General features: G+C 70.3%; 30 protein-coding genes. 10 read left to right on the forward strand and 20 right to left on the reverse strand.

Going from position 1 to position 26043, the window contains the following annotated elements; all coding sequences use genetic code 11:
• Positions 1 to 190: 190 nt before the first annotated feature.
• Complete coding sequence (gene prfA, locus AC1DCG_RS21230; RefSeq protein ID WP_477028834.1) at positions 191 to 1252, reverse strand: peptide chain release factor 1; 1062 nt, start codon at positions 1250 to 1252, stop codon at positions 191 to 193.
• Between the two features lie 188 nt (positions 1253 to 1440).
• Here prfA and AC1DCG_RS21235 point away from each other — a divergent pair, with 188 nt between their 5' ends.
• Positions 1441 to 1968 (forward strand): DUF1993 domain-containing protein, encoded by a 528-nt coding sequence (locus AC1DCG_RS21235; RefSeq protein WP_477028833.1) that lies wholly within the window; start codon positions 1441 to 1443, stop codon positions 1966 to 1968.
• Between the two features lie 19 nt (positions 1969 to 1987).
• On the opposite strand, the gene AC1DCG_RS21240 is transcribed toward AC1DCG_RS21235, so the two are convergent.
• The 3 genes from AC1DCG_RS21240 to AC1DCG_RS21250 are packed head-to-tail and all read right to left on the reverse strand — an operon-like array spanning position 1988 to position 4106.
• The gene (locus AC1DCG_RS21240; RefSeq protein ID WP_477041651.1) at positions 1988 to 2830 is read right to left on the reverse strand and encodes an alpha/beta hydrolase family protein; all 843 of its coding nucleotides are present in this window, start codon (positions 2828 to 2830) and stop codon (positions 1988 to 1990) included.
• Positions 2831 to 2889: 59 nt separating this feature from the next.
• Positions 2890 to 3381: a molybdopterin-dependent oxidoreductase gene (locus AC1DCG_RS21245; protein WP_477028831.1), complete on the reverse strand. Its 492-nt coding sequence runs from the start codon at positions 3379 to 3381 to the stop codon at positions 2890 to 2892.
• Positions 3382 to 3437: 56 nt separating this feature from the next.
• A complete protein-coding gene (locus tag AC1DCG_RS21250; protein WP_477028830.1) occupies positions 3438 to 4106 on the reverse strand; it encodes a LysE family translocator in 669 nt (222 codons plus the stop codon).
• Positions 4107 to 4202: 96 nt separating this feature from the next.
• Here AC1DCG_RS21250 and AC1DCG_RS21255 point away from each other — a divergent pair, with 96 nt between their 5' ends.
• Positions 4203 to 5585 (forward strand): aminotransferase-like domain-containing protein, encoded by a 1383-nt coding sequence (locus AC1DCG_RS21255; RefSeq protein ID WP_477041652.1) that lies wholly within the window; start codon positions 4203 to 4205, stop codon positions 5583 to 5585.
• A gap of 17 nt (positions 5586 to 5602) precedes the next feature.
• Here AC1DCG_RS21255 and ispG read toward each other — a convergent pair whose 3' ends face one another.
• From ispG to AC1DCG_RS21280, 5 genes are all read right to left on the reverse strand, one after another.
• Positions 5603 to 6742 carry a flavodoxin-dependent (E)-4-hydroxy-3-methylbut-2-enyl-diphosphate synthase gene (ispG, locus tag AC1DCG_RS21260; RefSeq protein WP_477028828.1) on the reverse strand — a complete coding sequence of 380 codons (1140 nt, stop codon included), beginning with the start codon at positions 6740 to 6742 and terminating at the stop codon, positions 5603 to 5605.
• A 73-nt stretch (positions 6743 to 6815) separates the two neighbouring features.
• Positions 6816 to 7898, reverse strand: coding sequence for a helix-turn-helix domain-containing protein (locus tag AC1DCG_RS21265; RefSeq protein ID WP_477041653.1), 1083 nt, complete (start codon positions 7896 to 7898; stop codon positions 6816 to 6818).
• A gap of 155 nt (positions 7899 to 8053) precedes the next feature.
• The gene (gene ptsP, locus AC1DCG_RS21270; protein ID WP_165258182.1) at positions 8054 to 10318 is read right to left on the reverse strand and encodes a phosphoenolpyruvate--protein phosphotransferase; all 2265 of its coding nucleotides are present in this window, start codon (positions 10316 to 10318) and stop codon (positions 8054 to 8056) included.
• 180 nt (positions 10319 to 10498) lie between these two features.
• Positions 10499 to 10897, reverse strand: a complete 399-nt coding sequence (locus tag AC1DCG_RS21275; protein ID WP_477028826.1) for a hypothetical protein — start codon at positions 10895 to 10897, stop codon at positions 10499 to 10501.
• Between the two features lie 112 nt (positions 10898 to 11009).
• Positions 11010 to 11624: a TetR/AcrR family transcriptional regulator gene (locus tag AC1DCG_RS21280; protein WP_477028825.1), complete on the reverse strand. Its 615-nt coding sequence runs from the start codon at positions 11622 to 11624 to the stop codon at positions 11010 to 11012.
• A gap of 89 nt (positions 11625 to 11713) precedes the next feature.
• Here AC1DCG_RS21280 and AC1DCG_RS21285 point away from each other — a divergent pair, with 89 nt between their 5' ends.
• Complete coding sequence (locus AC1DCG_RS21285; protein WP_477028824.1) at positions 11714 to 12052, forward strand: darcynin family protein; 339 nt, start codon at positions 11714 to 11716, stop codon at positions 12050 to 12052.
• Here the strand turns inward: AC1DCG_RS21285 and AC1DCG_RS21290 are convergent.
• The 5 genes from AC1DCG_RS21290 to AC1DCG_RS21310 all read right to left on the reverse strand — a co-directional run bounded on the left by AC1DCG_RS21290 (position 12049) and on the right by AC1DCG_RS21310 (position 16354).
• Positions 12049 to 12996: a DMT family transporter gene (locus tag AC1DCG_RS21290; RefSeq protein WP_477028823.1), complete on the reverse strand. Its 948-nt coding sequence runs from the start codon at positions 12994 to 12996 to the stop codon at positions 12049 to 12051. The two genes, AC1DCG_RS21285 and AC1DCG_RS21290, sit on opposite strands and share 4 nt — an antisense overlap.
• Before the next feature lie 74 nt (positions 12997 to 13070).
• Positions 13071 to 13649 carry a hypothetical protein gene (locus AC1DCG_RS21295; protein ID WP_477028822.1) on the reverse strand — a complete coding sequence of 193 codons (579 nt, stop codon included), beginning with the start codon at positions 13647 to 13649 and terminating at the stop codon, positions 13071 to 13073.
• Positions 13650 to 13700: 51 nt separating this feature from the next.
• The gene (locus tag AC1DCG_RS21300; RefSeq protein WP_477041654.1) at positions 13701 to 14441 is read right to left on the reverse strand and encodes a helix-turn-helix domain-containing protein; all 741 of its coding nucleotides are present in this window, start codon (positions 14439 to 14441) and stop codon (positions 13701 to 13703) included.
• An 18-nt stretch (positions 14442 to 14459) separates the two neighbouring features.
• Positions 14460 to 14924, reverse strand: coding sequence for a hypothetical protein (locus AC1DCG_RS21305; protein ID WP_165258191.1), 465 nt, complete (start codon positions 14922 to 14924; stop codon positions 14460 to 14462).
• A gap of 182 nt (positions 14925 to 15106) precedes the next feature.
• Positions 15107 to 16354, reverse strand: a complete 1248-nt coding sequence (locus AC1DCG_RS21310; protein WP_165258193.1) for an aspartate kinase — start codon at positions 16352 to 16354, stop codon at positions 15107 to 15109.
• A 171-nt stretch (positions 16355 to 16525) separates the two neighbouring features.
• On the opposite strand from AC1DCG_RS21310, the gene ubiG reads away from it, so the two are divergent.
• The 5 genes from ubiG (at position 16526) to AC1DCG_RS21335 (ending at position 20204) form a co-directional block, all read left to right on the forward strand.
• On the forward strand, positions 16526 to 17302 hold the full coding sequence (gene ubiG / locus AC1DCG_RS21315; protein WP_477037103.1) for a bifunctional 2-polyprenyl-6-hydroxyphenol methylase/3-demethylubiquinol 3-O-methyltransferase UbiG: 777 nt from the start codon (positions 16526 to 16528) through the stop codon (positions 17300 to 17302).
• A gap of 68 nt (positions 17303 to 17370) precedes the next feature.
• Complete coding sequence (locus tag AC1DCG_RS21320; RefSeq protein WP_477028819.1) at positions 17371 to 17748, forward strand: hypothetical protein; 378 nt, start codon at positions 17371 to 17373, stop codon at positions 17746 to 17748.
• Positions 17749 to 17869: 121 nt separating this feature from the next.
• Entirely contained in the window at positions 17870 to 18922 is a 1053-nt protein-coding gene (locus AC1DCG_RS21325; RefSeq protein ID WP_477037104.1) for a glycine zipper 2TM domain-containing protein, read from the forward strand.
• Positions 18923 to 19028: 106 nt separating this feature from the next.
• Positions 19029 to 19340 carry a glycine zipper 2TM domain-containing protein gene (locus tag AC1DCG_RS21330; protein WP_101718253.1) on the forward strand — a complete coding sequence of 104 codons (312 nt, stop codon included), beginning with the start codon at positions 19029 to 19031 and terminating at the stop codon, positions 19338 to 19340.
• 165 nt (positions 19341 to 19505) lie between these two features.
• Entirely contained in the window at positions 19506 to 20204 is a 699-nt protein-coding gene (locus tag AC1DCG_RS21335; protein ID WP_477028817.1) for a dienelactone hydrolase family protein, read from the forward strand.
• Positions 20205 to 20293: 89 nt separating this feature from the next.
• Here AC1DCG_RS21335 and AC1DCG_RS21340 read toward each other — a convergent pair whose 3' ends face one another.
• Genes AC1DCG_RS21340 through AC1DCG_RS21355 form a run of 4 tightly spaced genes read right to left on the reverse strand, consistent with a single transcriptional unit; the run spans position 20294 to position 22628 of the window.
• Positions 20294 to 20728, reverse strand: coding sequence for a DUF1178 family protein (locus AC1DCG_RS21340; RefSeq protein WP_165258204.1), 435 nt, complete (start codon positions 20726 to 20728; stop codon positions 20294 to 20296).
• An 18-nt stretch (positions 20729 to 20746) separates the two neighbouring features.
• The gene (locus AC1DCG_RS21345) at positions 20747 to 21568 is read right to left on the reverse strand and encodes a carbon-nitrogen hydrolase family protein (protein ID WP_477028816.1); all 822 of its coding nucleotides are present in this window, start codon (positions 21566 to 21568) and stop codon (positions 20747 to 20749) included.
• Positions 21565 to 21819: a glutaredoxin 3 gene (gene grxC / locus AC1DCG_RS21350; RefSeq protein ID WP_116569817.1), complete on the reverse strand. Its 255-nt coding sequence runs from the start codon at positions 21817 to 21819 to the stop codon at positions 21565 to 21567. The genes AC1DCG_RS21345 and grxC overlap by 4 nt, the downstream gene beginning before the upstream one ends.
• Positions 21820 to 21848: 29 nt before the next feature.
• Positions 21849 to 22628 carry a ComF family protein gene (locus AC1DCG_RS21355; protein ID WP_477028814.1) on the reverse strand — a complete coding sequence of 260 codons (780 nt, stop codon included), beginning with the start codon at positions 22626 to 22628 and terminating at the stop codon, positions 21849 to 21851.
• Between AC1DCG_RS21355 and AC1DCG_RS21360 the strand changes: the two genes are divergently transcribed.
• Entirely contained in the window at positions 22627 to 23535 is a 909-nt protein-coding gene (locus AC1DCG_RS21360) for a methyltransferase domain-containing protein (protein ID WP_477028813.1), read from the forward strand. The genes AC1DCG_RS21355 and AC1DCG_RS21360 overlap by 2 nt on opposite strands.
• Before the next feature lie 169 nt (positions 23536 to 23704).
• Here AC1DCG_RS21360 and AC1DCG_RS21365 read toward each other — a convergent pair whose 3' ends face one another.
• A complete protein-coding gene (locus AC1DCG_RS21365) occupies positions 23705 to 25105 on the reverse strand; it encodes a family 43 glycosylhydrolase (protein ID WP_477028812.1) in 1401 nt (466 codons plus the stop codon).
• A 45-nt stretch (positions 25106 to 25150) separates the two neighbouring features.
• Positions 25151 to 25576 (reverse strand): 8-oxo-dGTP diphosphatase MutT, encoded by a 426-nt coding sequence (gene mutT, locus AC1DCG_RS21370; RefSeq protein ID WP_165258212.1) that lies wholly within the window; start codon positions 25574 to 25576, stop codon positions 25151 to 25153.
• 86 nt (positions 25577 to 25662) lie between these two features.
• On the opposite strand from mutT, the gene AC1DCG_RS21375 reads away from it, so the two are divergent.
• On the forward strand, positions 25663 to 25998 hold the full coding sequence (locus tag AC1DCG_RS21375) for a PRC-barrel domain-containing protein (protein ID WP_477041655.1): 336 nt from the start codon (positions 25663 to 25665) through the stop codon (positions 25996 to 25998).
• The last annotated feature ends 45 nt before the right edge of the window (positions 25999 to 26043 follow it).

Raw genomic sequence — 26043 nt, forward strand, 5'->3', positions numbered from 1 at the left:
GGGCTCTAACCCTCTGGGCTCTAACCCTCTCCCCTTGCGGGAGAGGGTGGCCTCGCGGAGCGAGGTCGGGTGAGGGGTTGCACGAACAGAAACGCCGCGAAAGCCGATCAGCTTTCGCGGCGTATTGCGTCTGAGAGACCCCTCATCCGTCGGCTTTCGCCGACACCTTCTCCCGCAAGGGGAGAAGGAATCAGTCTTCCAGGCTCGCCAACCTTGCGGCCTGGTCTTCGGCGATCAGCGGGTTGATGACGTCGTCCAGGGCCTCGCCCTCGATCACCTTGGCCAGGTTGTAGAGGGTCAGGTTGATGCGGTGATCGGTCACCCGCCCTTGCGGGAAGTTGTAGGTGCGGATGCGCTCGGAGCGATCGCCGCTGCCGACCTGGCTCTTGCGGGCGTCCGAGCGGGCGTCGTCCAGGGCCTGGCGCTGCATGTCGTAGAGCCGCGCCTTCAGGTTCTTCATCGCCTTGGCGCGGTTCTGGTGCTGGCTCTTTTCCGAAGAGGTCACCACCACGCCGGTCGGCAAGTGGGTGATGCGCACGGCCGAGTCGGTCTTGTTGACGTGCTGGCCGCCGGCGCCGGACGAGCGGTAGGTGTCGATCCGCAGATCGCTTTCCTTGATCTCGATCTCGACGTCCTCGGCTTCCGGCAGCACGGCCACGGTGGCGGCCGAGGTGTGGATCCGCCCCTGCGCTTCGGTCTCGGGCACGCGCTGCACGCGGTGCACGCCGCTCTCGAACTTCAGCCGGCCGAACACGCCGTCGCCGGTGATCGAGGCGATGATTTCCTTGTAGCCGCCCATCTCGCCTTCGGAGACGCTGTCGACCTCGACGCGCCAGCCCTGGGTGACGGCGTAGCGCTGGTACATGCGGAACAGGTCGCCGGCGAACAGGGCCGCCTCGTCGCCGCCGGTGCCCGCGCGCACTTCCAGGATGGCCGAGGCGTTCTCGTCCTTGTCCTTGGGAGCCAGCATCAGGGCCAGCTCGCGCTCGAGGATCGGCAGGCGCACGTCCAGGGCGACGATCTCGTCGCGGACCATGGCGGCCATTTCCGGATCGGCGGCCATCTCGTCCAGCTCGGCGCGTTCGGCGGTCAGCTTGGCCAGGCGCTCGACGGCCTCGGCGACGGGCCGCAGCTCGGCGTGCTCCTTGGAGAGCTTGACGATCTCGCCGCCGTCGGTGGCCGCGCCCATGCGCGCCTCCACTTCGCGGAAACGGTCGAGAACCTGGTCGAGGCGGGCCTGGGGCAGTCGCAAGGGAAGAGATCGCACGGCTGAGGAATTGGGCCGGTCTCTCTAGGCCTTTTCGGGGGGGAAGGGAATGGAGGGGGCCCCGGCCGCCGGCTGCTGACACCCACCGTCAACAGTATCGTTTGAAAACTGACTTGGGTGCGGCTAGCTAGAACACCGCCGGCCGCACGGCGCGGCTCGCCGAGGAAACGTCCATGTCCCTTTCGATCCATCACGTCACGGCCACCGCCGTCACGCGCGGCCTGACCACGCTGTCGCTCCTGCTTCAGAAGGCCAAGGCGCATGCGCAGGCCGCCGGAACCGACCCGGACGCCTACGTCCAGGCCCGCCTGTACGACGACATGCTGCCGCTGGCCGGCCAGATCCAGCGCGCTTCCGACGCGGCGCGCGGCGCCATGGCGCGCCTGAGCGGCGGCGTCGCCCCGGCCATGGCCGACGACGAGACCACCTTCGACCAGCTGCAGGACCGCGTGGAGCGCACCCTGGCCTATGTGCAAGGCGTTCCGGCCGAGGCCTTCGAGGGCGCGGAAACCCGCGAGGTCGTGTTCCCCGCCGGCCCGCTGACCCTGGGCTTCAACGGCCTGGACTACCTGCTGGAGTTCGCCCTGCCGAACTTCCAGTTCCACGTCGTCACCGCCTACGACATCCTGCGCCACAACGGCGTGCCGCTGGGCAAGCGCGACTTCCTGAACCTGGGCGCCGAGCGGGTGCGGACGGCCTGAGCCGTCCGCCCTGGCCGACCTATCGCGTCTTCCACTCCGCCAGCGGCGTCGAGGCCTGCTTGGCCAGCACGGCCTCGGCGGCCTTGTCGCCCAGCACCTTGGCCTTCAGGAAGGCCACGCTCAGCGCGGCGGACTCGTTAAAGCCCGGCGCCTCGGGGTGGTAGGACAGGCCGTGGCCGWCGCCCTTGCCGACCCACAGGTACTTCTCGCCCGGCGGGCTGGTGTCGAACGGATAGAGGTGCTCACGCCAGTCGGCGATCATGCCGGGCAGCACGTCCTGGTCGCCGGTGATCATCAGCATCGGCTTCCTGACGCCCTGGAAGGCGGTCGGCCCGATCAGGCCCTTGATGACGCCGGGGCTGGAGAAGCACAGGGCCGCCTTGGTGCGGGGATCCTGGGCCGGGATCATCCCCTCCAGCGCGCCGGCGCGGATCAGCGACATCAGCGAGCCGTAGGAGTGGCCGGCCGAGGCCATGGGCAGGCCCGGCGCGGCCTTTTCGGCATAGTCCGTGGCCGCCGCCAGGTCGGCCAGGCGCAGCGGGAAGGCCGCGCGCAGGTCGTAGTCGGCCCGCTTGGGGTGCTTCATCGAGTCGACGTGCAGCGGCGCGACGATCATGAAGCCGGCCTTGGTCCACAGGTCGAGCAGCGCCGCATAGTGGGTCGGCCAGCCGCCCGCGCCGTGCGAGAAGATGATGATCCCCTTGGGCGCGTCCGGGCGCAGGATGGTCAGCTCGACGTCGCGGTCGCCGACCTTGAGGGTGGTGGTCGAGGTCGCCGCCTCTGCGCGGGCGAGGGCCGGCGCGGCGGCGAAGGCCAGGGTCGCGGCCAGCAGGCCGCGGCGGTTCAGGATAAGCTTGGTCACGAAAAGCCCCACAATCGTTTGGCGAACACGCTTTGTCGGTTCGCCCAGATTGTCCAGCCTCAGTAGGCCGGCTTGACCTCGATCGTGGTCACCTGCCTTGCAGAGCGCGACGGCTTGAGGTCGCCGTCCACCACGACGCGGTATGGGCCCTCCCGGGCGTCCAGCGGCGCTCCGTCCTTGCGGTCGGCGATGACGACGGGATTGGTGCGATAGAAGGGATCGGTCTCGGCCAGAGACAGGATCGAGACGTAGCCGTCGGCGGCCTTCACCAGCACCACCTGGTTCAGGTAGCGCCCCATCAGCCGGTCGCCGTGCACCACCCCGGCCTGCACCAGCGCCGCGTTCAGGAGCGCGCCCTCGTAGACCGCGCTCTTGCCGCCTTCAACCATCGTCGCCTTGCCGCGCGGCAGGGCGGCCAGGTCGGCCGGGGTCAGGACGATGCTGTCACGCCCCTGGACGACGACCTTCAGGTCCTGGGCCAGGGCCTGGGCGGCGAAGACGGTCGGGACCAGCGCCAGAACGGTGGCGGCGAGAACGGCGGCGAAACGCATGGCGGGCTCCTTGGACGCAGCGGGATGTGACGCGCCCGCCCGCCCCCGTGCAAGCCTCAACCGCGCCAGCCGAACACCAGCGGCTTGGACAGGAAGGCCAGGTCGCGCGGCGGCGCCTTGGCGGCGTGATCGCGGAACAGCGTCGGATACAGCGAGACCACCAGCAACACGGCCATGGTCACGTTGAACGTCCGCAGGATGGCGGGTCGGTCGAGAAAGCGCCGCAGCGCCACGCCGAACCCCGCCCAGGCGGCGCTGCACGGTGCGCCGACCAGCATGAACAGGCCCGCCAGCAGCGGCACGACCATGACGCCGCCGCCTTCCGGCGCGTAGGTGGTCACCGCGCCCAGCGCCATGGCCCAGGCCTTGGGGTTCACCCACTGAAAGGCCGCCGCCGCCCAGAAACCCATCGGCCGGCTCCCCGCCTCGCGGTCGGTGACGCCCTTGGCCGTGCCGATCTTCCAGGCCAGCCACAGCATGTAGGCCGCGCCCGCCCAGCGCAGGATCTCGTGCAGCACCGGCACGGCCTTGAACAGGCCGCCCAATCCGAAGCCCATGGCCAGCACCATCACGCCAAGGCCCAGGCTGATCCCCAGGATGTGCAGGATCGTGCCGCGGAAGCCGAAGTTCGCGCCCGAGGCCAGCAGCATCATGTTGTTCGGCCCCGGCGTGCCGGCCGTGGCGAAGGCGAACAGCACGAAGGCGAGGATCAGTTGCGGCGTCATCGGGACCTCCCTGGCGGAATGTCACGGTGATGATTTCGATTGATCCATGAGTCAAAACTTATATTGATACAGTGACAATGTAGCCGGACCGCGCCGATGACCGCCCCCTGGACCCCCGCCCTGCCCGACGGCGACGCCCTGATCTACGAGCGGCTGGTCGAGGCCCTGCGGGCCGACGTCGCCTCCGGCGCCCTGGCGGCCGGAACGCGCCTGCCGCCGCAGCGCGATCTCGCCCACCGCCTGGGCCTGGGCCTGGGCACGGTGACCCGGGCCTATGTCGAGGCCGAGAAGGCCGGCCTGGTCAGCGCCCATGTCGGCCGCGGCAGCTTCGTCAACGCGCCCGGCGCGATCGCCAGCCCGCGTCGCCGCGAGGGGCCGATCAACCTGGCCCAGAACGTCGCCCTGAACTGGCCGGCCGCGCGGGCGATCGGCGAGACGATGCAGCGCCTGCGCCGCCGCCCCGACCTGGCCGAGCATCTCGACTACGCCCCCGCCGCAGGGCTGGAGCGCCATCGTCGCGCGGCCGCAGCCTGGCTGGCCCGCAGCGCCGGCTTCGAGACCGCCGCCTGGACGCGGCTCGCGTGCTGCGCGGGGGCCCAGCAGGGCCTGGCCCTGGCCTTCGGCGCGGCCGTGCGCCCCGGCGACGTCGTGCTGTGCGAGGCCTCGACCTTTCACGGCGTCAAGGCCCTGGCGACCCACGCCGGCTATCGCCTGCAAGGTGTTGCGATGGACGATGAGGGCGCGATCCCCGAGGCGTTGGAAGACGCCGCCAGGCGCACCGGCGCCCGCATGGTCGCCCTGTTGCCCACCCTGCAGAACCCGACGGGACGGATCATGTCGCTGGCCCGGCGCGAGGCGATCGTCGCCATCGCCCGGCGGCTGGACCTGACCCTGATCGAGGACGACATCTACGGCGCCTATGCGCCCGGCGCGCCGCCGCCCCTGGCGATGCTGGCGCCCGAGCGCACCTTCCACGTCTCAGGCGTGTCCAAGACCCTGGCGCCGGGCCTGCGCGCAGGTTTCGTGCTGGCGCCCAGCGAAGCGGCCCTGGAGCGGATCCTCGACACCATGCGCGCCATCGCCTACGCGCCGCCGGGCTTTGGCATGCTGATCGCCGGCCAGTGGATCGAGGACGGCACGGCCGACGCCATCCTGGCCGAGATCCTCGAGGAGACCGCCGCCCGCGTCGCCCTGGCCCGGTCGGTGCTGGGCGCCGCCCTGGCGACCCCGGCCTCGCCCACGGTTCCGCACCTGTGGCTGCCGATGAGCGAGCTGGAGGCCGAGCGCCTGGCCGGGCGCGCTTTGCGCGGCGGCGCTGAAGTGACCCCGCCGGCCGCCCCGATCGTCGAGCCGGGCCTCGTCACCGGCGTGCGCCTGGCGCTGGGCGCGGCCTCGGACCGGGTCGAACTGGAGCAGGGCCTGCGCATCGTCGCCGCGGCCCTGGCCGACGTCGACGAGCGATCGCGACCGGTGATCTGAGGCGGGGTCGACGTCGCCTATTCGGCGGCGATCGCCTTGGCGTCCTTGGCGGCCTGCAGCTCGGCGGCCTTCTTTTCCACGAGCTCGACGATGTGGTCGATCATGCCGTCGTTCGACTGCTTGTGGTCGGGCTTGCCGGCCATATAGACCATCCCCGCCCCGGCGCCGCCGCCGGTGAAGCCGATGTCGGTCATCAGGGCCTCGCCCGGGCCGTTGACCACGCAGCCGATGATCGACAGCGACATCGGCGTGGAGATGTGGGCCAGGCGCTCTTCCAGCGTCTCCACCGTCTTGATGACGTTGAAGCCCTGACGGGCGCACGACGGGCAGGCGATGATGTTGACGCCGCGGTGGCGCAGGCCCAGCGACTTGAGGATATCGAAGCCGACCTTGATCTCTTCCACCGGGTCGGCGGCCAGGCTGACGCGGATGGTGTCGCCGATGCCGGCCCACAGCATCGAGCCCATGCCGATAGCGCTCTTGACCGTGCCGGTGCGCAGGGCGCCGGCCTCGGTGACGCCCAGGTGCAGCGGGCAGTCGATGGCCTCGGCCAGTTGCTGGTAGGCCGCGACGGTCAGGAACGGATCGGACGCCTTCACCGAGATCTTGAACTCGTGGAAGTCGTGGTCCTGCAGGATCTTGGCGTGGTTGAGGGCGCTTTCGACCATCGCCTCGGGGCACGGCTCGCCGTAGCGCTCCAGAAGCTCCCGCTCCAGCGACCCGGCGTTGACGCCGATGCGGATCGAGCAGCCGTGGTCCTTGGCGGCGTTGACCACGTCGCGCACGCGGTCGGGGCTGCCGATGTTGCCCGGATTGATCCGCAGGCAGGCCGCGCCGGCCTTGGCCGCCTCGATGCCGCGCTTGTAGTGGAAGTGGATGTCGGCCACGAGCGGGACCTTCGCCTCGCGGGCGATGATCTTGAAGGCCTCGGTGCTTTCGACATCGGGGCAGCTGACGCGCACGATGTCGGCGCCAGCCTCCTCCAGCTGGCGAATCTGAGTCAGCGTCGCGGCGGCGTCGCTGGTCAGGGTGTTGGTCATCGACTGCACCGAGATCGGCGCGTCGCCGCCGACCTCCACGCTGCCGACGCGAATCTTCCGCGACTTGCGGCGCTCGATCATGCGCCAGGGACGAACGTGGGTGTGGTCTGCGGCCATGGCGCCAATCTAAGGGGTTTGGCGAAGGAACCCAAGGGCGTCACGGAAGCTTCGTGACGCCTCTTGGCGAGGATCAGCGGCGGGGCGTCGTCGCGGTCGCCGGCGCGGCGGCCGGTTTGGCCGGCGCGGACGCGGGCGCAGGGGCCGGCGCCAGCTTGGACAGCTGAGTCTGCGGGGCCGACAGGCGGCCGCTCAGCACGCCGCCCGTGAACACGTCGATCGAGGTCGGCTCGGACACGTCGGCCACCAGGCCGGGCGTGCGCGGGATGCGGAACGCATCGCCGGCCGACAGCCAGCGCGTGAAATAGACGGCCCCGTCGGCGCCGCGCACCGTCAGCGAGGTCGACTTGCGGGCCTGCAGGATGACGCCCGACGAGTCGGTCGGCGCCGCGCCGTACATCGCGCCCTTGCCCTTGAACGGCGCGCCGAGATTGGCGATCGCCTCAGGCGCGGCCTGGGCTTCGGCTTCCTTGCGGGCCTTGGCGGCGGCGGCCACGGCGTCGGCCGAACCGCCGGCGGCGGCGGCGGCTTCAAGCCCCGGGGTCACGTACGGCGCCGGCGTGGTCGATTCGGCCGGCGCCGGCAGCGGCGCGCCGAGCGAGACGGCCCCGCCGGCCTGGGCCGGAACGGACGTCGCCGGAGCGGCGGGCGCGGCCTGCGAGGCCACCTGGGCCTTGGGCTCGGCGTCGTGGGTCATGGCGCGCTGGGCGACGTTCCACAGCACGATGGCGCCGCCGACCAGCAGGCCGCCGGCCAGCAGCAGGCCCAGGCGCGGGTCGCGCTGGCGATGCACGCCGATCGGCGCGCGCAGCGGTTCGGCGTCGTCGTGGGCTTCCAGCTTGAAGCGGGCCACGGCCGCCTCGGGGTCGAGCCGCAGCAGGCCGGCCACGGCCTTGATGTAGCCGATGGTGAACGGACGCGAGGGCAGCTCGTCCAGGCGCATGTCCTCCAGCGCCTCGATATAGGCCTGGCGGATGCGCGTGGCGTCGGCCACGTCCTGCAGGGTCATGCCGTGGAACAGGCGGGCCGCACGCAGCGCCTCGCCCAGGTCGACGCCATGATCGACCGAAGGCTGCGCCGGCGGCGCGGCCGCGTCGTCGCGATCGCCTTCAGCGACCAGGCTCAAATGGCTCACCGTGCCCGTGTCGAGCGGCATGACGAACAGATCACCCCAGAAATTCGCGTCGCACGAGAGTCCGACCGATTTGCGCCGACGCTAGCCGGCATTCGTTAACATTCGATTGTGGATATCAAAGTAAGTGGCCGGATTCAATGAGCTAAACTTGGCCACAAGGTTAACCGGCCATCAGTCTAGATGGCGACATAGAGCTTCCGGGCCAAGGTTTCGATCTCGCCCCGCAAGCTGCCGCCCGAACCCTTCAGAAGGGCCTCGACGTTGCGCCGGGCCGCCTCGCGATCGCACGACAGCACCATCTGCTTGACCGGGCCGATGCCGGCCGGGGGCATCGACAGGCGGTCGAAACCCAAGGCCACCAAGGCGAACGCCTCCAGCGGACGACCCGCCATCTCGCCGCACACCGACACCGGCGTTCCGGTGTCCTCGCAGGCCTGCTGGATGGTCTTGAGCGCCCGCAGCGCCGCCGGCGACAGCGGGTCGTAGCGGTCCGACACCCGCGGATTGCCCCGGTCGGCGGCGAACAGATACTGCATCAGGTCGTTGGTGCCGACCGACACGAAGTCGGTCATCGGCAGCAGCGCGTCCAAATGCCACAGAAGCGACGGCGCCTCGACCATCGCGCCGACGTCCAGGCGGGCGGGGGCGGGCCGGCCGCGCTTCAGCGCCCAGGCCACTTCCTGGTCGACGAAGGCGCGGGCGGCGCGGAACTCGTCCACATTGGCCACCAGCGGGAACATGATCCGCAGCTCGCGGCCGTTGGCGGCCTTGATCAGGGCGCGGATCTGCAGCCGCAGCAGGGCCGGACGGTCCAGGCCCATCCGCACGGCGCGCCAGCCCAGGGCCGGATTGTCCTCGCGCTCCAGCTCCATGTACGGCAGCAGCTTGTCGCCGCCGAGATCGAGCGTGCGGAAGGTCACCGGCATGCCGTCGGCCGCCTCCAGCACCTTCTCGTAGAGCGAGGTCTGGGCTTCCAGCCGCGGCATCTCCTCGGCGACCATGAACTGAAACTCGGTGCGGAACAGGCCGATGCCCTCAGCCCCGGTCTCGCCCAGGATGTCGAGGTCGACGGCCAGCCCCGCGTTCATCAGCAGGGTGATCTTGGAGCCGTCGCGGGTGAAGGCGGGCGTGTCGCGCAGGCGGGCGAACTCGGCCTTGCGCTGGGCGCGCACCTCCATCCGGGCCTTCAGCGCCTTGACCACGTCGGGGCGCGGCCGCAGCCAGGCCTCGGCGGTCTCGGCGTCGACGACCACGGGGTCGCCCTCGCTGACCCGGTCGCGCAGGCCGGCCAGGCGGCCCACGCACGGGATGTCCAGCGCCCGGGCAACGATGCCGGCGTGGCTGGCGGCCGAGCCTTCCTCGAGCAGGATGCCCTTCAGCTTGGTGCGGTCGTATTCCAGCAGGTCGGCCGGACCCAGGTTGCGGGCGATCAGGATCGCGTCCTCGGGCAGCTGGCGCACGGCATGGACGTCGCCTGACAGGTGGCGCAGCAGCCGGTCGTTCAGGTCTTCCAGGTCGTGCAGCCGCTCGCGCAGATAGGGATCGCGGGCCTGGCCCAGGCGCGCGCGGTGTTCCGAACGCACCCGCTCGACCGCCGCCTCGGCGGTCAGGCCCGAACGCACGGCCTCCTGCAGGCCGCGGTTCCAGCCCCGGTCGTGGGCGAACAGGCGGTAGGTCTCGAGCACCTCGTACGACGCGCCGACCAGGCCGTGCTGGCCCTCCAGCATCTCGTCGATCTGGGTCTGCAGCGCCTCGATGGCGTAGGAAAGCCGGGCCTCCTCGGCCAGGGCGTCGTCCGACAGCAGCTGCTCGGGCGCCACCGGCTGCTCGTGCAGCACCGCCACGCCGTACGCGAGCCCCTCGGCGAAGCGCGAGCCCTTCAGCCGCTCGGGCTTGTGCGGGGCCAGCTCGACGTCCTTGAGCTCGTCGGCGCCCAGGAGCTCGCTGGAGCTGACCATCTCGGCCAGCACCATGGCGATGATCTGCAGGTCCTCGACCTCTTCGTCCTCGTAGACCCGCTCGGTGCGGTTCTGGACGACGAGCACGCCGATGGCCCGGCCGCCGCGCAGCAGCGGCACGGCCAGGAAGGCATGATAAGGGTCTTCCCCCGTTTCCGGACGGTACGAGAAGGCCGGGTGGCTGGCGGCGTCCGACAGGTTCAGCGGACGGCCAAGGCGCATGGTCTCGCCGACGAGGCCCTCGCCCGGCTTCATCCGGGTMACGTGGACGGCGTCGCGCGACAGGCCTTCGGTGGCGAACAGTTCCAGGTCGCCCGAGGCGCGCCGCAGGTAGATCGAGCAGACTTCGGCCACCATCGAGATGGCGATCGTGCGCACGACCATGTCGAGCTTGGCCTGGGCGGGGCCGCCGCCGGCCATGGCCTCGCGAATCTGGCGAAGCAGGCTTCTGGGTCCTCGAACGGCGATGCCGGGGCCTGCCATGTCGCCTGTCGTGCGCTCCCTTGGCTCCGACGTGTCCAAGCACGTCGTCCTGTCATGGGCGCTATAGCAGATTTCGCGCGTCGCACAGTGAGCGCGGCGTTTTTCTCGACCCTTAAGCGCAAAAAACGCCGCCCCTCCGAGAAGGGGCGGCGCACTGCCTAGCTTGTTGGCGATCAGGCCTTAGCGGCGCTGACCGTAGTAGTCGTAGCCGGTGTTGTAGCGATCGCCCTGGTAGCGACGGTTGTCGCGACGGTCGTAGCGGTCGTTATAGCCGTAGCGGTTGTTGCTGTAGTACGGGCGGCGGTCGTCATAGCGGCTGCTGTAGCGGTGATGACGCTTGTCGGTGGCGGTGGCCGCGCCGAGGGCGCCGCCGGCCAGGGTGCCGACCGCGATCGCGCCGCCGTCGCCGTCGCCCAGCATGGCGCCGGCCGCGCCGCCCAGGACCGCGCCCAGGATGGCCCGCTCGGTCTTGTTGCTCTTGCCGCGATCGCCGGCGAAGGCGGCCGAGGCGGGCAGGACCAGAGCGCCGGCGATGGCGGTGCTGATGGCGATCTTGCTGAACTTACCGAAGGTCTTCATGGCATGTGCTCCTTGTTCCAGAAGCGTCGCCAATCCCGAGGGCGGCGCTGTTGATGGCCTTTATGAGCCTCGCCGTTTGAACCCAGCCTGAACGCGGTTGTTCATGTTGGCGTCAGGTTTTCGGCGATCCCAGATAGCCGAAAACCGCCCGCCGGATGCGCCGCCCAAGGTCGCCCCGATCCGCCATCGCCTGTCGCCCGGCGGCGTCGACCAGGGCCCTGACGATCTGCATCAGATCCTCGGCGGCCTGGCCGGCGTCGTGGTCGCCTGCCAAGCCGCCGCCACGCTCCAGCGCCTCGACCACCCGCGCATGCATGGCCGCCTCGACGGCCGCGGTCTCGGCGTCTAGCGGCAGGCGCGCCTCCTCGAAATCGAGGATCCGGGCCAAGGCGGGCTGATCGAGCTGATGACCGACCGCGACCTCGATCAGCCTCTCGACCGCCAGGCGCCAATCCTCGCCCGGCCGCACCGCCACCGCCGCCTCGACCTCGCCGGCGAACCGCTGGGCGTCGCGCCGCACCAGAGCGGCCATCACCGCGTCCTTGCCGGGAAAGTACTGGTAGAGCGAGCCGACGCTGACCCCGGCCGCGACAGCCACCGCGTTGGTGTTGAAGGCGTCCAGCCCCTCGCGCTCGAGAATGCGAGCCGCCCCGTCCAGGATCACCTCGACGGTGGCTGCCGAACGCTTCTGACGCGGGCGTTTGCGGGGCGATAGCGGGTCGGACATGGCCCAGGGGGAACGCGAGCTGACGATATGTGATGAAAAGCTCACATTTTCGACGCGGTCAACGACGGCCGCGACGAAAGGAAAACCCCATGTCCGAAACCATGACCGTGTTCATGCTGGTTCGCGCAACGCCAGCCTGGCTGGCCCTGCCGCCGCCTGAGCGCTTCGCCTTCTTCGGCCAGGCGATCACCCCGCTGCTGAAAGCCAATCCGGCGGTGAAGCTGCGCTTCTACGACGCCGAGTTCTATGACGCCCGGGTCAGCGACGTGCTGGTCTGGGAAACCACCGACCAGGGGGCCTATCGCGCCATCGTCGAGGGCCTGCGCGAGACGCCGTTCTGGGACCACTACTTCGCGATCGTCGACCTCCTGCCGGCCATCGAGAACGGCTTCGAGGATCACTACGGCGTCAACCCGCTGGCGGCCTAGCCGGCGTGAACCTCGCCCGGCGCGGGGCGGTGCAGCCGCACCGACCAGATCACGCCGGCCAGCATCAGGACGATGGCCGCCGCCTCAAGGGTGTGCGGCCAGCGGCCCTCGTGCAGGAAGCCGTAGAGCAGCGCGAACAGCGTCTCGAACACGATCAGCTGGCCCGACAGCGACAGCGGCAGCACGCGGCTGGCGGCGTTCCACAGGCCGTTGCCGATCACCGAGGCGCCGATGGCCACGGCGAAGCTGACCATCCAGAACCAGGTCCAGGCGGCCGGCGGATGGCTATCGCCGCCCAGCATGAAGGCCGGAACCACCAGCACCAGCGACAGCAGGCCGGTGGCCAGGCCCGTCAGCAGCGACCATTCGTGGCTGTTGAACTTGGGCGTGGCGGCCAGGCGCCGGGCGTTCCAGACGGCGTAGGCGGTCCAGACCGCCAGCGCCAGGGTCGCGCCCAGCACGCCCAGCACGAGCTTGCCGACCGGCGCCCCCGACGAAGCGGTGAACACCGCCACGTTGATGCAGACGCCGCCGGCGACGATCAGGGCCAGCGGCCCGGCCAGGGCCCGCAGCGGCGTGCCCTCCCCCTTCCTGGCGCCGGCCAGGGTGATGGTCACGGGCAAAAGGCCGATGATCAGCGAGGCCAGGGCCACGCCCGCAGTCTGCACCGCGACCGACAGCCCCACATAGTAGACGAGGTTGCCCAGCAGGCTGAGCAGGGCCAGGTCGCGCCAGTCGCGGCCGTCCATCCGCGCCATCACCGATTTCCAGCTGGGCGCCAGCAGCACGGCGGCGGCCAGGCCGTAGGCGATGTAGCGCCCGGCGGTCATCTGCAGCGGCGTGAAGGCCTCCAGCAGCTTGGGCGCCAGGAACACCCCGCCCCACAGCGCGCCGGCGACAAGACCGTAGAGAAGACCGAGCAGCAGATTGCGGGGACTGACCATGGCGCCGACCTAGCAGGCGCGCGGGGCGGTGGCTTTGGCGAAAACTCCCGAAGATCGGGCGCGGGCTCCCACCTTTAGTCCCCACGCTCCACCCGCCACTTGCGGAAGGCCTGCACGACGACGAGCACGACCAGGAAGCCGGCCATCCCCAGCCAGGCCCGTCCGTGGCCCGACAGCTGCGGATCGCCCGCATAGCCGTTCCAGGCGACCAGCGCCGCGACGCCGCACACCGCCGCCAGGTTCGTCCAGCGCAGCCGGCGCAAGCCCTCGCGCTTCCCCTGGTCCTTGGACAGGCCCTCGCTCACCGGCGCTCGATCGCTCAGCGCCCGGCGGGGCGCGTCCCAGGCCCGCTGGACCACCACCACGTTGACCAGCGTCAATCCGAACACCGTCGTCGCGATCGGCACATCCATCTTGCCGCCGAACGCCATGACCCAGGCGACGCCCGCCAATCCCAGGACCAGCATCAGGATGAACGCCGTCCGGAGCGCGCGCTTCTGGGTCCGCGCGAAATCGGCGACGAAGCGGTCGCGCTCCTCCGCGCTGACGCGATAGCCCGGCGAGGTCAGGGCGTGACGAAACAGGTAGCCGTCGCCCTCGGGCTCGAAACGCCCTTCGAACAAAGCCTGCGTCGAAAAAAGACTGTTGGACATGATCCCCCCGGATCGGTCGTCGGCGCCGGCGCCAACGCCGGCCTGCGCCGTCTAGCGCGAAGCGCGCCCCTTGCGCCAGACCGCCGGCGTCACGCCCAGCGCCGCCTTCATCCGTCGCGTCAGCGTGCTCTGGTCGCCGTGGCCGGTGCGGGCGGCGATCTGGGCGATCGACAGGGTCGGATCGTCCAGCAGCCTCTGCGCCGCGCGCAGCCGCGCGTCGGTCAGCGCCGCGTGCGGGGTCGCGCCGTAGGCGGCGGCGAAACGGTCGAAGAAGCGGCTCTGGCTCATGCCGGCCTCGGCCGCCAGGTCGCGCACGGTCAGGGGCTGGTGGTAGAGGGTCTCGATCATCGCCGCGGCGCGCGCCAGGCGGGGGTCGACGGCGATCGGGCTGCTCGACAGGCCTCGCAGCAGAAGCGGCGTCCACAGGCCCGCGACGCCGTCGTCGATTCCGCCCGGCGCCTCGCCCGACAGGAACGACAGCAGGCCGCGCACCGGGCTGGTGACCGACGCGAACGGCTTTTCGCGCAGCCGCTCGAACGGCGCCATCAAGGCCGAGCCGATGTCGGCCACCACGAACAGGTTCTCGCCGTCGGCGGCGCAGACGTGGCGCGTGCCCGGCGGGATCACCGCGGCGCTGCCCGGATCGACCCGGCCGCCCATGCCGTCGATCTCGATCTCCAGCACACCGCGGCGCGGCAGCACGATCTGGTCGAAGTCGTGGGCGTGCGAGATCGCCTCGACGCTGTAGCGGCGGAAGGACAGCTCTGCGGGGGCGGTCAGGTCGTGGCCCATGACCTCACTATAGCGAACTCAGCCGTGCCCCGGCAGGGCCAGCGGCTCTTCGGCGTCCATGACCAGGCGCCGGGCCTGCTCCAGGGCGGCCTCGATGTCGGCCTCGATGAACTCGACCTGCAGGTCGGTCAGCGGATGCGGCGCGGCCACCACGTTGCGCAGATAGTCGCGCTTTTCCGGCTCGGTCATCGTCCACCAGCCGACGGTGTGGCCTTCCTCGATCACGGCGTCGCCCATGGCCAGCAGGTCGTCGGTGTCGAAGATCGGCTGGCCGGGCTTTTCGGGGAACCACTGGCCATCGTCCGGCAGGGCCTGGTCCAGTTGGCGCAGCAGGGCGGCCAGCCACGGGCTGACCAGCAGCGGCTTTTCATAGCCGTCGCCGAACTTGGCGCGCAGCAGCAGGTCGTAGAGCAGGTCGAGCCCGGCGTCGCCCTGGAAGGTGACGGTCTTGGCGGCGGGATCGAACTTGAAGACGTCGGACATGGGACTCTCGAAGGCTGGTGCGCCTTCATAACGTCAGAGCACGACGTTTAGGCAACGGCCGTGCGTCCTTCGAGGCCCGCTGACGCGGGCGCCTCAGGATGAGGGGATCAGCACGAGGCGTTCCTCATCCTGAGGTGCGAGCCGCAGGCGAGCCTCGAAGGACGCACCGCGGCTCGGCGATCTTACAGCTGGTCCAGGCCGTACACGGCGTGCAGGGCGCGGACGGCCAGCTCGGTATAGGCCGCGTCGATCAGGACCGAGATCTTGATCTCCGAGGTCGAGATGACCTGGATGTTGATGTTCTTCTCGGCCAGGGCCGCGAACATCGACTGGGCGACGCCGGCGTGCGAACGCATGCCCACGCCGATCACCGACACCTTGGCCACGTCCTCGTTGACGGCCACGTCCTCGAAGCCGATCTCGGCCTGGGCGGCGCGGACGATCTCGACGGCGCGCGCGGCGTCACGCTTGCCGACGGTGAACTCCATGTTGGCGGTCGCATTGGTGCGGGCGCGCGACTGCACGATCATGTCGACATTGACGTTGGCGTCGGCCAGGCGGCCGAAGATCGCCGAGGACACGCCCGGATGGTCGGGCAGGCCCAGCAGGGTGATCTTGGCTTCGTCGCGGCTGTAGGCGACGCCCGAGACGATGCGCTTTTCCATGATTTCTTCCTCGTCGCAGACGATCGTACCTTGGCCGGGGGCTTCGCCCGGCTCGACGAAACTCGACAGCACCCGCACCGGCACGCGATGGGCCATGGCCATCTCGACCGAACGGGTCTGCAGCACCTTGGCCCCCAGCGAGGCCATTTCCAGCATCTCTTCGTAGCTGATCTTGGCCAGGCGCTTGGCCTTGCTCTCGATCCGCGGGTCGGTGGTGTAGACCCCGTCCACGTCGGTGTAGATGTCGCAGGCGCCCTTCACCGCGGCGGCGATGGCCACGGCGCTGGTGTCCGAACCGCCACGGCCCAGCGTGGTGATGCGGCGCTTGGGCGTCACGCCCTGGAAGCCGGCGATGACGGCGATCTCGCCGGCCTCGAAGCACTCTTCCAGGTTTTCCGGCGGGATTTCCTCGATCCGGGCGCGGCCGTGGGCCTCGTCGGTGATGATCGGAACCTGCCAGCCCAGGAACGAACGGGCCTTGTGGCCCATGTTGCGCAGGGTCATGGCCAGGAGGCCGGCGGTCACCTGCTCGCCCGACGCCACGACGGCGTCGTACTCGTCGTCAGACTCCGGCAGGCCAGCGGCGGCGCGGCCGGCTCCGTCCGTCCAGGCGACCAGTTCGTTGGTCTTGCCCGACATGGCGGAAACGACGACGGCGACCTGCTTGCCCGTGGCGACTTCCGCGGCGACCAGGCGCGCCACCCGGCGGATGCGCTCCAGGTCGGCCACCGAGGTGCCGCCGAACTTCATCACCAGACGTGACACGTCTCTAAATCCTCGAACCAAAGCGGTTTTTTCTTGCGCCTTCGCGGCTGGAACCCGTCCCCCCGCGCAAGCTCGCGCCTTCTAGCGGGGCCTCGGCGCAACGGCAATGTCGCCGATGTGTCTTTTTTCTCGCAGCATGGCGCGAAAAATTGGCCGTGCTAGATACCGGCCATGACCAGCGCCGCCCCCGACCCCGCAGGAAGCACCCCCAACTGGAGCATCGACCCCGCCGACGTGGCGCGGTTCTCGGCCATCGCGGCCGAGTGGTGGGACCCGAAAGGCAAGTTCGCGCCGCTGCACGTGTTCAATCCCTGCCGGCTGGCCTTCATCCGCGAGCAGGCGCTGGAGCGCTTCGGCCGTGACGGCGATGACCGCGCGCCGTTCGAGGGCCTGTCCCTGATCGATATCGGCTGCGGCGGCGGCCTGCTGAGCGAGCCGATGGCGCGCCTGGGCTTTTCCGTCACCGCCATCGACGCCTCGGAAAACAACATCAAGACCGCCGCGGCCCACGCCGCCGAGCAGGGCCTCTCCATCGGCTATCGTCCGGCCACCGCCGAGCAGTTGCTGGCCGAAGGCGCGGGCCCGTTCGACGTGGTGCTGACCATGGAGGTCATCGAGCACGTGGCCGACCCGGGCGCCTTCCTGCGCACCTGCTCGCAGCTGCTCAAGCCCGGCGGCCTGATGATCGTGGCCACCCTGAACCGCACGCTGAAGGCCCTGGCCCTGGCCAAGATCGGCGCCGAATACGTGCTGCGCTGGGTGCCGCCCGGCACCCACGAGTGGAAACAGTTCCTCAAGCCCGAGGAGCTTCGCGCCTTCCTGGCCGGCGAACCGGTTCAGATGCACGGCCCGTTCGGCGTCGCCTACAATCCGCTGACCGGCCGCTGGAGCCGCTCCACCGACGTCGACATCAACTACATGATGACGGTCACCAAGCCGGCGGCGTGACGGCTAAAGAGGCTTGACGGCGCACCGCCGAAAGCCAACCTCAGGCTGTAACCCTCGGAGTACCCCTCATGTCCGTCCTGCTGATCGCCCTCGCCGCCGCCCTGCCCTCTCTGGCCGGGGATTTCGATGGGGACGGCAAGGCCGACCAGGCGCGGCTGGAGCCGCGCGGCGGGGCCCATGTGCTGGTGGTCGAGCGCGCCGCCGCGCCGGGCAAGCCCGAGACCGTGACGATGGTGGCCGACGCCAGCGGCTTCTTCATCGCCACCCAACCGCCGGGCGCCTATCCCACCACCTGCGCCAAGGACGTGGGCGCGCCGTGCGCCGCCGACGAGCCGCGCAAGGTCGAGCTGAAGGCCCCCGCCCTGGCCTTCGGCGCCGAGGAGGCCTCGCTGGCCGTCGCCGTCTGGACCGGCGAGCGCTTCGCCGTGACCTGGCTGAACGACTGATCGGGCCCTTTCCGGGAACCTTGGCCTTCGCCAAGGCTTATTCCGCCGCAGGGACTTTGAACCCGAGCCGGCGTCTTGTGGGGCGGGATGCCGGTTCGTTCGTCGGAACGGAGACTTCCCCATGACTTCCCGCCGCATGGCTTGGCTGATGGCCGGCGCCGTCGCCATCAGCACGGCCGCGCCCGCGCTGGCGCAGGACGCCGGCTACCAGCAGCAGCTGCGCACCTACGAGGAGCAGCGCTCGTCCTACGAGGCCCGCCGGGCCGACTACGACAGCAGCCGCGCCCAATACGACGCCGACCGCACCGCCTATGAGCGGGCCCGCAGCGACTACGACCGCCGCTACGGATCGGGCGCCTATGATCGTCGCTATCCCGAAGAGGCCCGCCGCTGGCGCACGCCCGCCTATCCGACCAGCAACGACTATTACGGCGAGCAGCGCCAGTTCGAGGCTGACCGGGCCGCCTACGAGCGCGCCCGCGACCGCTATGACGCCCGCAATGGCCGCGGCGCCTACGACCGCCGCTATCCGGACGAGGCCCGCCGGTTCGACACCAGCGGCTACGACAACCGCTACGCCGACGACTACGACGCCCAGCGTCGGCAGTGGGAGGCCGATCGCGCCGCCTATGAGCGGGCGCGCGACGACTACGACCGCCGCTACGGCCGCGGCTCCTATGATCGCCGCTACCCCAACGAGGCCGGACGCTGGGACGACGGCCCGCCGCCGCCCGCCTACGCCGGCGGTTCGGGCCTGTCGGGCGGCTATGCCGACCCCTGCCGTGACGACGCCAAGCGCAACGCCACCGCCGGCGGCGTGATCGGCGCCCTGGCAGGCGCGGTGATCGGCTCGAACGTCGCCGCCCGCAACGCCAAGACCGAGGGCGCGGTGCTGGGCGCCCTGGCCGGCGCCGGCGTCGGCGCGGCGATCGGCAACTCGGCCGCCAAGGCCCGCTGCGACACCCGTGGCCAATACTGGTCGTACGAGGACACCGTGCCCTATCGCGAAAGCGCCGAGTATCGCGACCGGGCCGGCGGCTATTCGGAATGGAACCGCTACAGCGAGCGCAAATGCCGCCTGGCGCCGGCCCAGACCGAGTACCAGGGCCGCAACGAGACCCGCTACGTCCGCGTCTGCCCCGACAGCGACAACCGCTATCGCCTGGAAGGCTGACCACAGGCCAAGCTCCGCGTCGGGCGCCCGACATAGAACCGACACGGAGCTTCGGCGTTATCTCCCCCAAGGGACATAGAACACACGCTCTCAAACGGAGGTCGCCATGCGCGTCCAGATGAAAACCTTGATCGTCGCGGTGAGCCTCGCCTTCACCGCCTCCACGCTCGCCGTCACCGCCGCCGAAGCCCAGCAGCGCCGCGAACGCGTGCTCGTCTGCAAGAGCACCAAGAAGGCGCGCAACAAGGGCACCGTGATCGGCGGCCTGACCGGCGGCACGCTCGGCGCGGCCGTGGCCGGCAACGGCGCCAAGACCGAGGGCGCGATCCTCGGCGGCGTCGTCGGCGCGGTGGCCGGCAACCAGATCGCCAAGAAGAACTCCAAGAAGAACTGCCACTACGAGTACCGCTACCGCTAAGCGGGCTCGCTGATCGGTCGGAAGGCCCGCCCCGCCTGGGGCGGGCCTTTTTCATGCGTGCTTGAACCAATCGGTCGCGACGCCGCGCGGGCGAGGCCGCATCGTTCAAGCCCGGCGGCGGTCCTGGCATCATGGTCTGGCGACCCTGCCGCGAGGAACACGACCATGGCCGAGAGCCTGACCATCCAGACCGACGACGGAAGCTTCCAGGCCCTGGTCGTCCGCCCCGACACCAGCGGGCCCGCGCCGGTCGTCGTGGTCGTGCAGGAGATCTTCGGCGTCAACGCCGGCATCCGCCTGATCGCCGCCGAATACGCCGTGCAGGGCTTTATCGCCGTCTGCCCCGACCTCTTCTGGCGGGCCGAGCCGGGCCTCTCGATGTCGGAGAACAGCGAGGAGAACTGGAAGAAAGCCCTCGACATCTACGGCGCCTACGACTTCGACCAGGGCGCGGCCGACGTGCTCAAGACCGTCGAGGCCGCGCGCGGCATCGAAGGCGGCAACGGCAAGGTCGGCCTGACCGGCTACTGCCTGGGCGGGCTGATGACCTTCCTCGGGGCGGCCCGCGGCGCGCCCGACGCGGCCGTGGCCTATTACGGCGGCGGCACCGAGCGCTATGTCGGCGAGGCCGACGGCGTGAAGGCCCCGCTGCTGATGCACCTGGCCGGCGAGGACGAGTTCATCGGCCCCGAGGCCCGCGCGACCATCGTCGAGGCTCTGGCCGGCCGTCCGAACGTCGAGGTCCACGTCTATCCCGGCCGCAACCACGCCTTCGCCCGCCCCGGCGGCAATCACTACGACAAGGCCGACGCCGAGACGGCCAACGGCCGCACCCTGGCGTTCTTCAAGGAAAAGCTGGGCTAGGCGGCTCTCGCCCACCAAGCTCGTCATCCCGGCCGGAGGAGCGCGCAGCGAAGAGCCGGGATGACAAGGGAGAGGGGCCCTGGGAGCCCCTAGTTCACGTCCGTCTTCTTCGGCGGCGCGGGCGGCAGGGCGGCGATCTTGACGCCGTCCTCCAGCAGGCTCTTGACCTCCTTGGGCGAGGCCTCGCCGTAGATGCCGCGCTCCTCGGACTTGCCCTCGTGGATGTCGCGGGCCTCCTTGGCGAAACGGTCGCCGACATAGTCGAAGTTCTCCTCGACCTCGCGGCGCACCTCGCTCATGGCGGTCATCATCATCTCGCGCATGCGGGCGTCGGGCTCGGGGGACGCGCGCTGGGCCTTCGTCCCCGCCACGGCGGGCGCCATGATCTGCTTGCGCACGCCCGTCGAGCCGCACACGGGGCATTCGACGAGGCCGCGGGCGGCCTGGTCGTCATAGTCGCTCGACGAGCCGAACCAGCCTTCGAACTCGTGCGCGTGGTCACAGGCGAGCGCGTACTTGATCATGGCCTTACAGATATGGGGTCAGGGGCCCGTGAATTCACGGGCGTTGGCCAGGACCGGGATGGCCGCGCGGGCCTTGTCGGCGGCGGCCAGGTCGAGATCGACGATCAGCACGCCCGGCTCGTCGTGGTCGAGCTTGCCGATCACCTCGCCCCACGGGCCGATGGCGATCGAGCGGCCCCAGGTGCCGCGACCGTCCTCGTGGAAGCCGCCTTGCGCGGCGGCGATGACGAACGAGCCGGTCTCGATGGCCCGGGCGCGCAGCAGCACCTCCCAGTGGGCCTCGCCGGTCGGACGGGTGAAGGCGGCCGGGGCGGTGATCACCTTGGCTCCCGCCAGCGCCAGGGCCCGGTGCAGGGCCGGAAAGCGCATGTCGTAGCAGATGGTCAGGCCCGTCAGGCCCATAGGCGTGTCGACCACCACCGCGCGATCGCCGGGGGTGTAGACGGCCGATTCCCGAGCCGTCTCGCCGGTGGGCAGCTGCACGTCGAACATGTGCAGCTTGTCGTACGTCGCCACGATCGCGCCGGCCGGATCGATCACGGCCTGCCTGTTGGCCGCCTTGCCATCCTCGCGCAGCACCAGCGCCGAGCCGACGTCGATCCAGACGCCGTACTCCCGCGTCAGGGCCTGCAGGCCGCGCACGACCACGTCGTCCTCCAGCGGGACCAGGGTCGGCAGCAGCCGCTCCTTGTCCTTCTGCAGCACGTTGACGCCCTCCGGCGTCAGGATGAACGCAGCACCCGCCTCGGCGGCCTGCCGCACCAGCGGCGCGACATGCTCCAGGGCGGCGGCCTGGGTGGCCGGGGTGCGGGTCTGGACGAGACCGACCCGGACGCTCATGCGGCCAGCAGCGGGTCCAGCCGGCCCTCGCGCTCCAGCGCCATCATGTCGTCGCAGCCGCCGATGTGCTGCTCGCCCACGAAGATCTGCGGGAAGGTGTTGCGACCCGAGCGGTCCATCATTTCCTGGCGCAGCTTGGGGTCCATGCCGGCTTCGATCTCGGTGAAGTCGGCGCCCTTGTCGTTGAGCAGCTTCAGGGCGCGGGCGCAGTAGCCGCAGAACGGACGGGTGTAGATGGTGACCTTGGCCATTTCGGTTCCAAAGGGTTGGATTCCCGCCCTCATATAGGACGGCTTCGCATTTCTGTAACGCGCGCGACGACAGTCAGGTCGACAGCCGAGGCTCCGGCCGCCAGCAAGGCCCTCGCGCAGCCCTCGGCGGTGGCTCCCGTGGTCAGCACGTCGTCGACCAGCAGCACCCGTTTTCCCTCGATCAGGGGCCGCTTGGCGTCGGGCACGGCGAAGGCGGCGGCGACGTTGCGGCGGCGGCCGTCGGCCGACTTGCCGCCCTGGCTGGCGGTGTCGCGTTTCCTGACCAGCGCGTCGGCCAGGTAGGGCCGCCCGGCCGCCCTGGCCAGCGGCCGGGCGATCTCGGCGGCCTGGTTGTAGCGACGGCGCAAGAGGCGGGCGCGGTGCATCGGCACGGGAACCACCGCCTGGGCCTCGTCCAGCAGGTCGGGCGCCGCGCGCGAGATCCAGCGGGCGAACAGGCCCGACAGGTCTGTCCGGTCGGCGTGCTTGAGCTTCAGCACGAGATCGCGGGAGTGTTCGTCATAGAGGCAGGCGGCCCTGGCCCGGGCGAAGGCCCTCGGCCGCGCCAGGCACAGCGCGCACAGCGGCTCGCCCTGGTCGAACGGGAACGGCGCACTGCAGCCGTCGCAGACCGGACCGTCGAGAAAGGCGATGCGGCTCCAGGCCCCGGCCGACAGCCCCGGCGTCAGGGCCGGCTCGCCGTCGAAGGCGCGCGGCGGCAGGATCAGGTCGAGCAGGCCCCTTCCCAGGCCCGACAGACGCGGACCGGGTTTCCATCGGAGGAAGGAATCGCCATGTTCCGCCCGCATGACCAGTTCGCCCCTCCTCTTCGACCGCGACCTCCTTCGAGCCCGCCTCGACCGCGCCGCGCCGCATTTCGGCCAGGCCGGTTTCCTGAAAGCGCGCGCCGCCGGTGACGCGGTCATGCGGCTGGAGGCGATCCTGCGGGAGTTTCCGGTCGCCGTCGATCTCGGAAGCCGAGACGGCGCTTTCCGCCAGGCCCTGTCGGAAAGCGACGCCGCCAAGATCGGCCTGTTGATCGACACCGACCTGTCGGCCCGGATGCTGGCCGGCCGCGGCGGCGCCGCCGTGGTCGCCGACGAGGAGCGCCTGCCGTTCGGCGACGAGACGCTGGACCTGGTCGTCTCGACCCTGGCCCTGCACTGGACCAACGATCTGGTGGGCGCGCTGATCCAGATCCGCCGCGCCCTGCGGCCCGACGGCCTGTTCATCGGCGCGCTGTTCGGCGGGGCCACCCTGACCGAGCTGCGCCAGTCGCTGATGGCGGCCGAGGACGAAATTTCGGGCGGCGTCTCGATGCGCGTCTCGCCCTTCGCCGACACGGTCGACGCCGCGGGCCTGCTGCAGCGCGCCGGCTTCACCCTGCCGGTCGCCGACATCGATCGCGTGAAGGTGCGCTACGCCCACCCGATCGCCCTGCTGCAGGACCTGCGCCGCATGGGCGAGACCAGCGTGCTGCTGGACCGCTCGCGCAAGCCCCTGACCCGCAAGCTGCTGTTCCGGGCGCTGGAGATCTACCAGGAGCGCTTCGCCGAAGCCGACGGCCGCGTGCCCGCCACCTTCGAGATCGTCACCGCCACCGGCTGGGCGCCGCACGACAACCAGCAGAAACCCCTGCGACCCGGCTCGGCCAAGATGCGCCTGGCGGATGCGCTGGGCGTCAAGGAACAGCCGGCGGGCGACAAGGCGGGCTGAGACGGCGACCGTAAGGAACCTCCCCCTGTGGGGGAGGCGGCCGAAGGCCGGTGGGGGGCGTTTTCGGCTTCCGAGACCTCCGCCGGTGTCGCGTTCACTCCCCCCACCGATCGCTTCGCGATCACCTCCCCCACAGGGGGAGGTTCCTTGAGGGGCGAGACCTCTAGCCTCAGCTCACCACGAATGTCGCCGCCGCGCGCGCCTTCGCGTCCTTCGCCGCCCCAACCATCACCACCCCGTCGCGGTGCATCAGATACCCGCCGTCCGGCGCCTGGAACGACACGCCCTTGCCGGCCAGCCCCTTCACGCGCCTGAAGGCCGTCGCCTGGTCAGCCGCGACCGCCACCGCGCCGCCTTCGACCCGCAGCGCATGTCCCGGCCGCAGGATCGGCTCCAGCGTCACCACGCCGCCCGCCCCCGCCTTCTGCCGCAGCTGGGTCGTCGCCAGCGCGCCTGCGCCCACGCTCACCGCATCACCCTCGACCCGCAGGAACGCCCCCGGGCGATCAACCGGCGAGAAACGGTCGGGGATCTCGCCCGCCCCGGCCGGCACGCCGAAGTCGGGCGTTCCGTCGGGCTTGTAGTAGAGCCGCTGCACCCGGGTGTGGCGGTTGGGATCGAACAGCGGATTGCCCTTGATCGCCTTGTAGTCGCGGCCGTGGAAAACGAGGACGTCGCGCCCCTGCTCGTCCACCGTGAACGAGTTGTGGCCCGGGCCCCAGACGCCGGTTTCCTCCGACGAGACCAGCACCGGAACCGGCGACTTCGTCCACGAGCCCTCGGCCATCAGGTCGGCGTCCGCGTCGGCGGTCAAAAGGCCCAGGCAGTAGCGGTCGTCGGTGGCGCTGGCCGAATAGGCGATGAACACGCGGCCGTTGCGGATCAGCACCGCCGGTGCCTCGGCCACCTTGAAGCCGCGCACCTCCCAGTCCAGCGTCGGCACGGTCAGGCGCACCGGCGGACGGGCCAGCGTCAGCGGCGTGGCCATCGGGGCCAGATAGAGGTTGCTGTTGGTCTCGATCCCCGGCTCCTTCTGCGCCCAGCAGAACCAGCGCACGCCCTTGTGGTGGAAGATCGTGGAGTCGAGGTTGAAGCTGTCCCAAGGGGTCGCAACCTCGCCCAGCAGACTCCAGGTCCCGGTCAGGGCGTTCCGGCCCTCGCAGCGCAGCACGTAGGTGCGGATGCGGAACGGCTGGCCCTTGTCGCCGGCGGCGAAATACATGTGCCAGGCGCCGTCCAGCCAATGCAGCTCCGGCGCCCAGATGTAGCCGCCCAGCTTGCCCTCGGTCGGCCGCCGCCAGATCACCGCCTCCTGCGCGGTCGCCAGGCCCGCCAGGGTGCGCGAACGGCGCACGATCAGCCGGTCGTATTCGGGCACCGAGCCGGTCAGGTAGTAGTAGCCGTCCGCGTGTCTGAAGACCTGGGCGTCGGCGCGCTGGCGCACCACGGGATTGAGCAGCGGCGCGGCCGCCGGCGCGGCCAGGGCCCCGCCCGCCAGCCCGGCCAGACCCACGGCCCCCGCGCCGGCCAGCAGGATGCGTCGCGAAGGCTGCGGGTCGAAACTGGTCACGGTCGTTTCCTCAAACGCTTCGCGCCTTCGCGCGATTTGTCTGAGTTAAAGCACGTCCCGCAGCCAGGCCACCAGGGGAATGTCGGCCGGCGGCATCTCGTAGTCGGCCAATTTGTCGGGCTTCACCCAGGCCATGGCCTTGTGCTCTTTGGCTGTCACCAGCCCCTCCCAGCGCCGCAGCAGATAGAGCGGCATCAAGAGGTGGAACTTCTCGTAGGTGTGCGAGGCGAAGACAAAGGGCGCCAGGCACGCCTGGGCCACCGTGATGCCCAGCTCCTCGTGCAGTTCGCGGATCAGGCACTCTTCGGGCGTCTCGCCCTTCTCGACCTTGCCGCCCGGAAACTCCCACAGGCCCGCCAGCGACTTGCCCTCGGGGCGCTGGCAGATCAGCACCCGCCCGTCGACGTCGATCAGGGCGGCGGCGGCGACCAGGACGATGGGGCGGTCGGTGGGCGGTGCGGCGATGCTCATGCCCGATCCATCGCGGGCTTTGCCGGCGCTGGCAACTCCCCCGACGCGACAGGCGTTGCCGAAGAGAGCTTCAAAGGAGGAACGCCATGTCGCTGGACGATCGGCTGGTGAAGAGCGGCGACCTGATCGGGGTCGCGGTCACCGATCCCAAGGGCCACAAGCTGGGCGTCATCCGCGAGGTCTTCGTCGACCGCGACGCCGGCATCGGCCGCTATGTCGCCGTCGAGCCGGCGGGCCTGTTCACCGGCGGCAAGTACCACCCCCTGCCCTGGCGCATCCTGGCCTTCGACGACAAGGCCCAGGCCTACGCGACCGACMTGTCGAAGGACCGCTTCAAGGACAGCCCCGCCTACGACCGCGACCAGCTGTCGAAGACCTCCTACGGCTGGGCCGAACAGGTGGAGCGGTATTTCGAGGGGTAGCAGGCCCCCTCAGTCGCTCCGCGACAGCTCCCCCAGAGGGGGAGC

It is taken from the genome of Caulobacter sp. 10L414, from assembly GCF_056395525.1.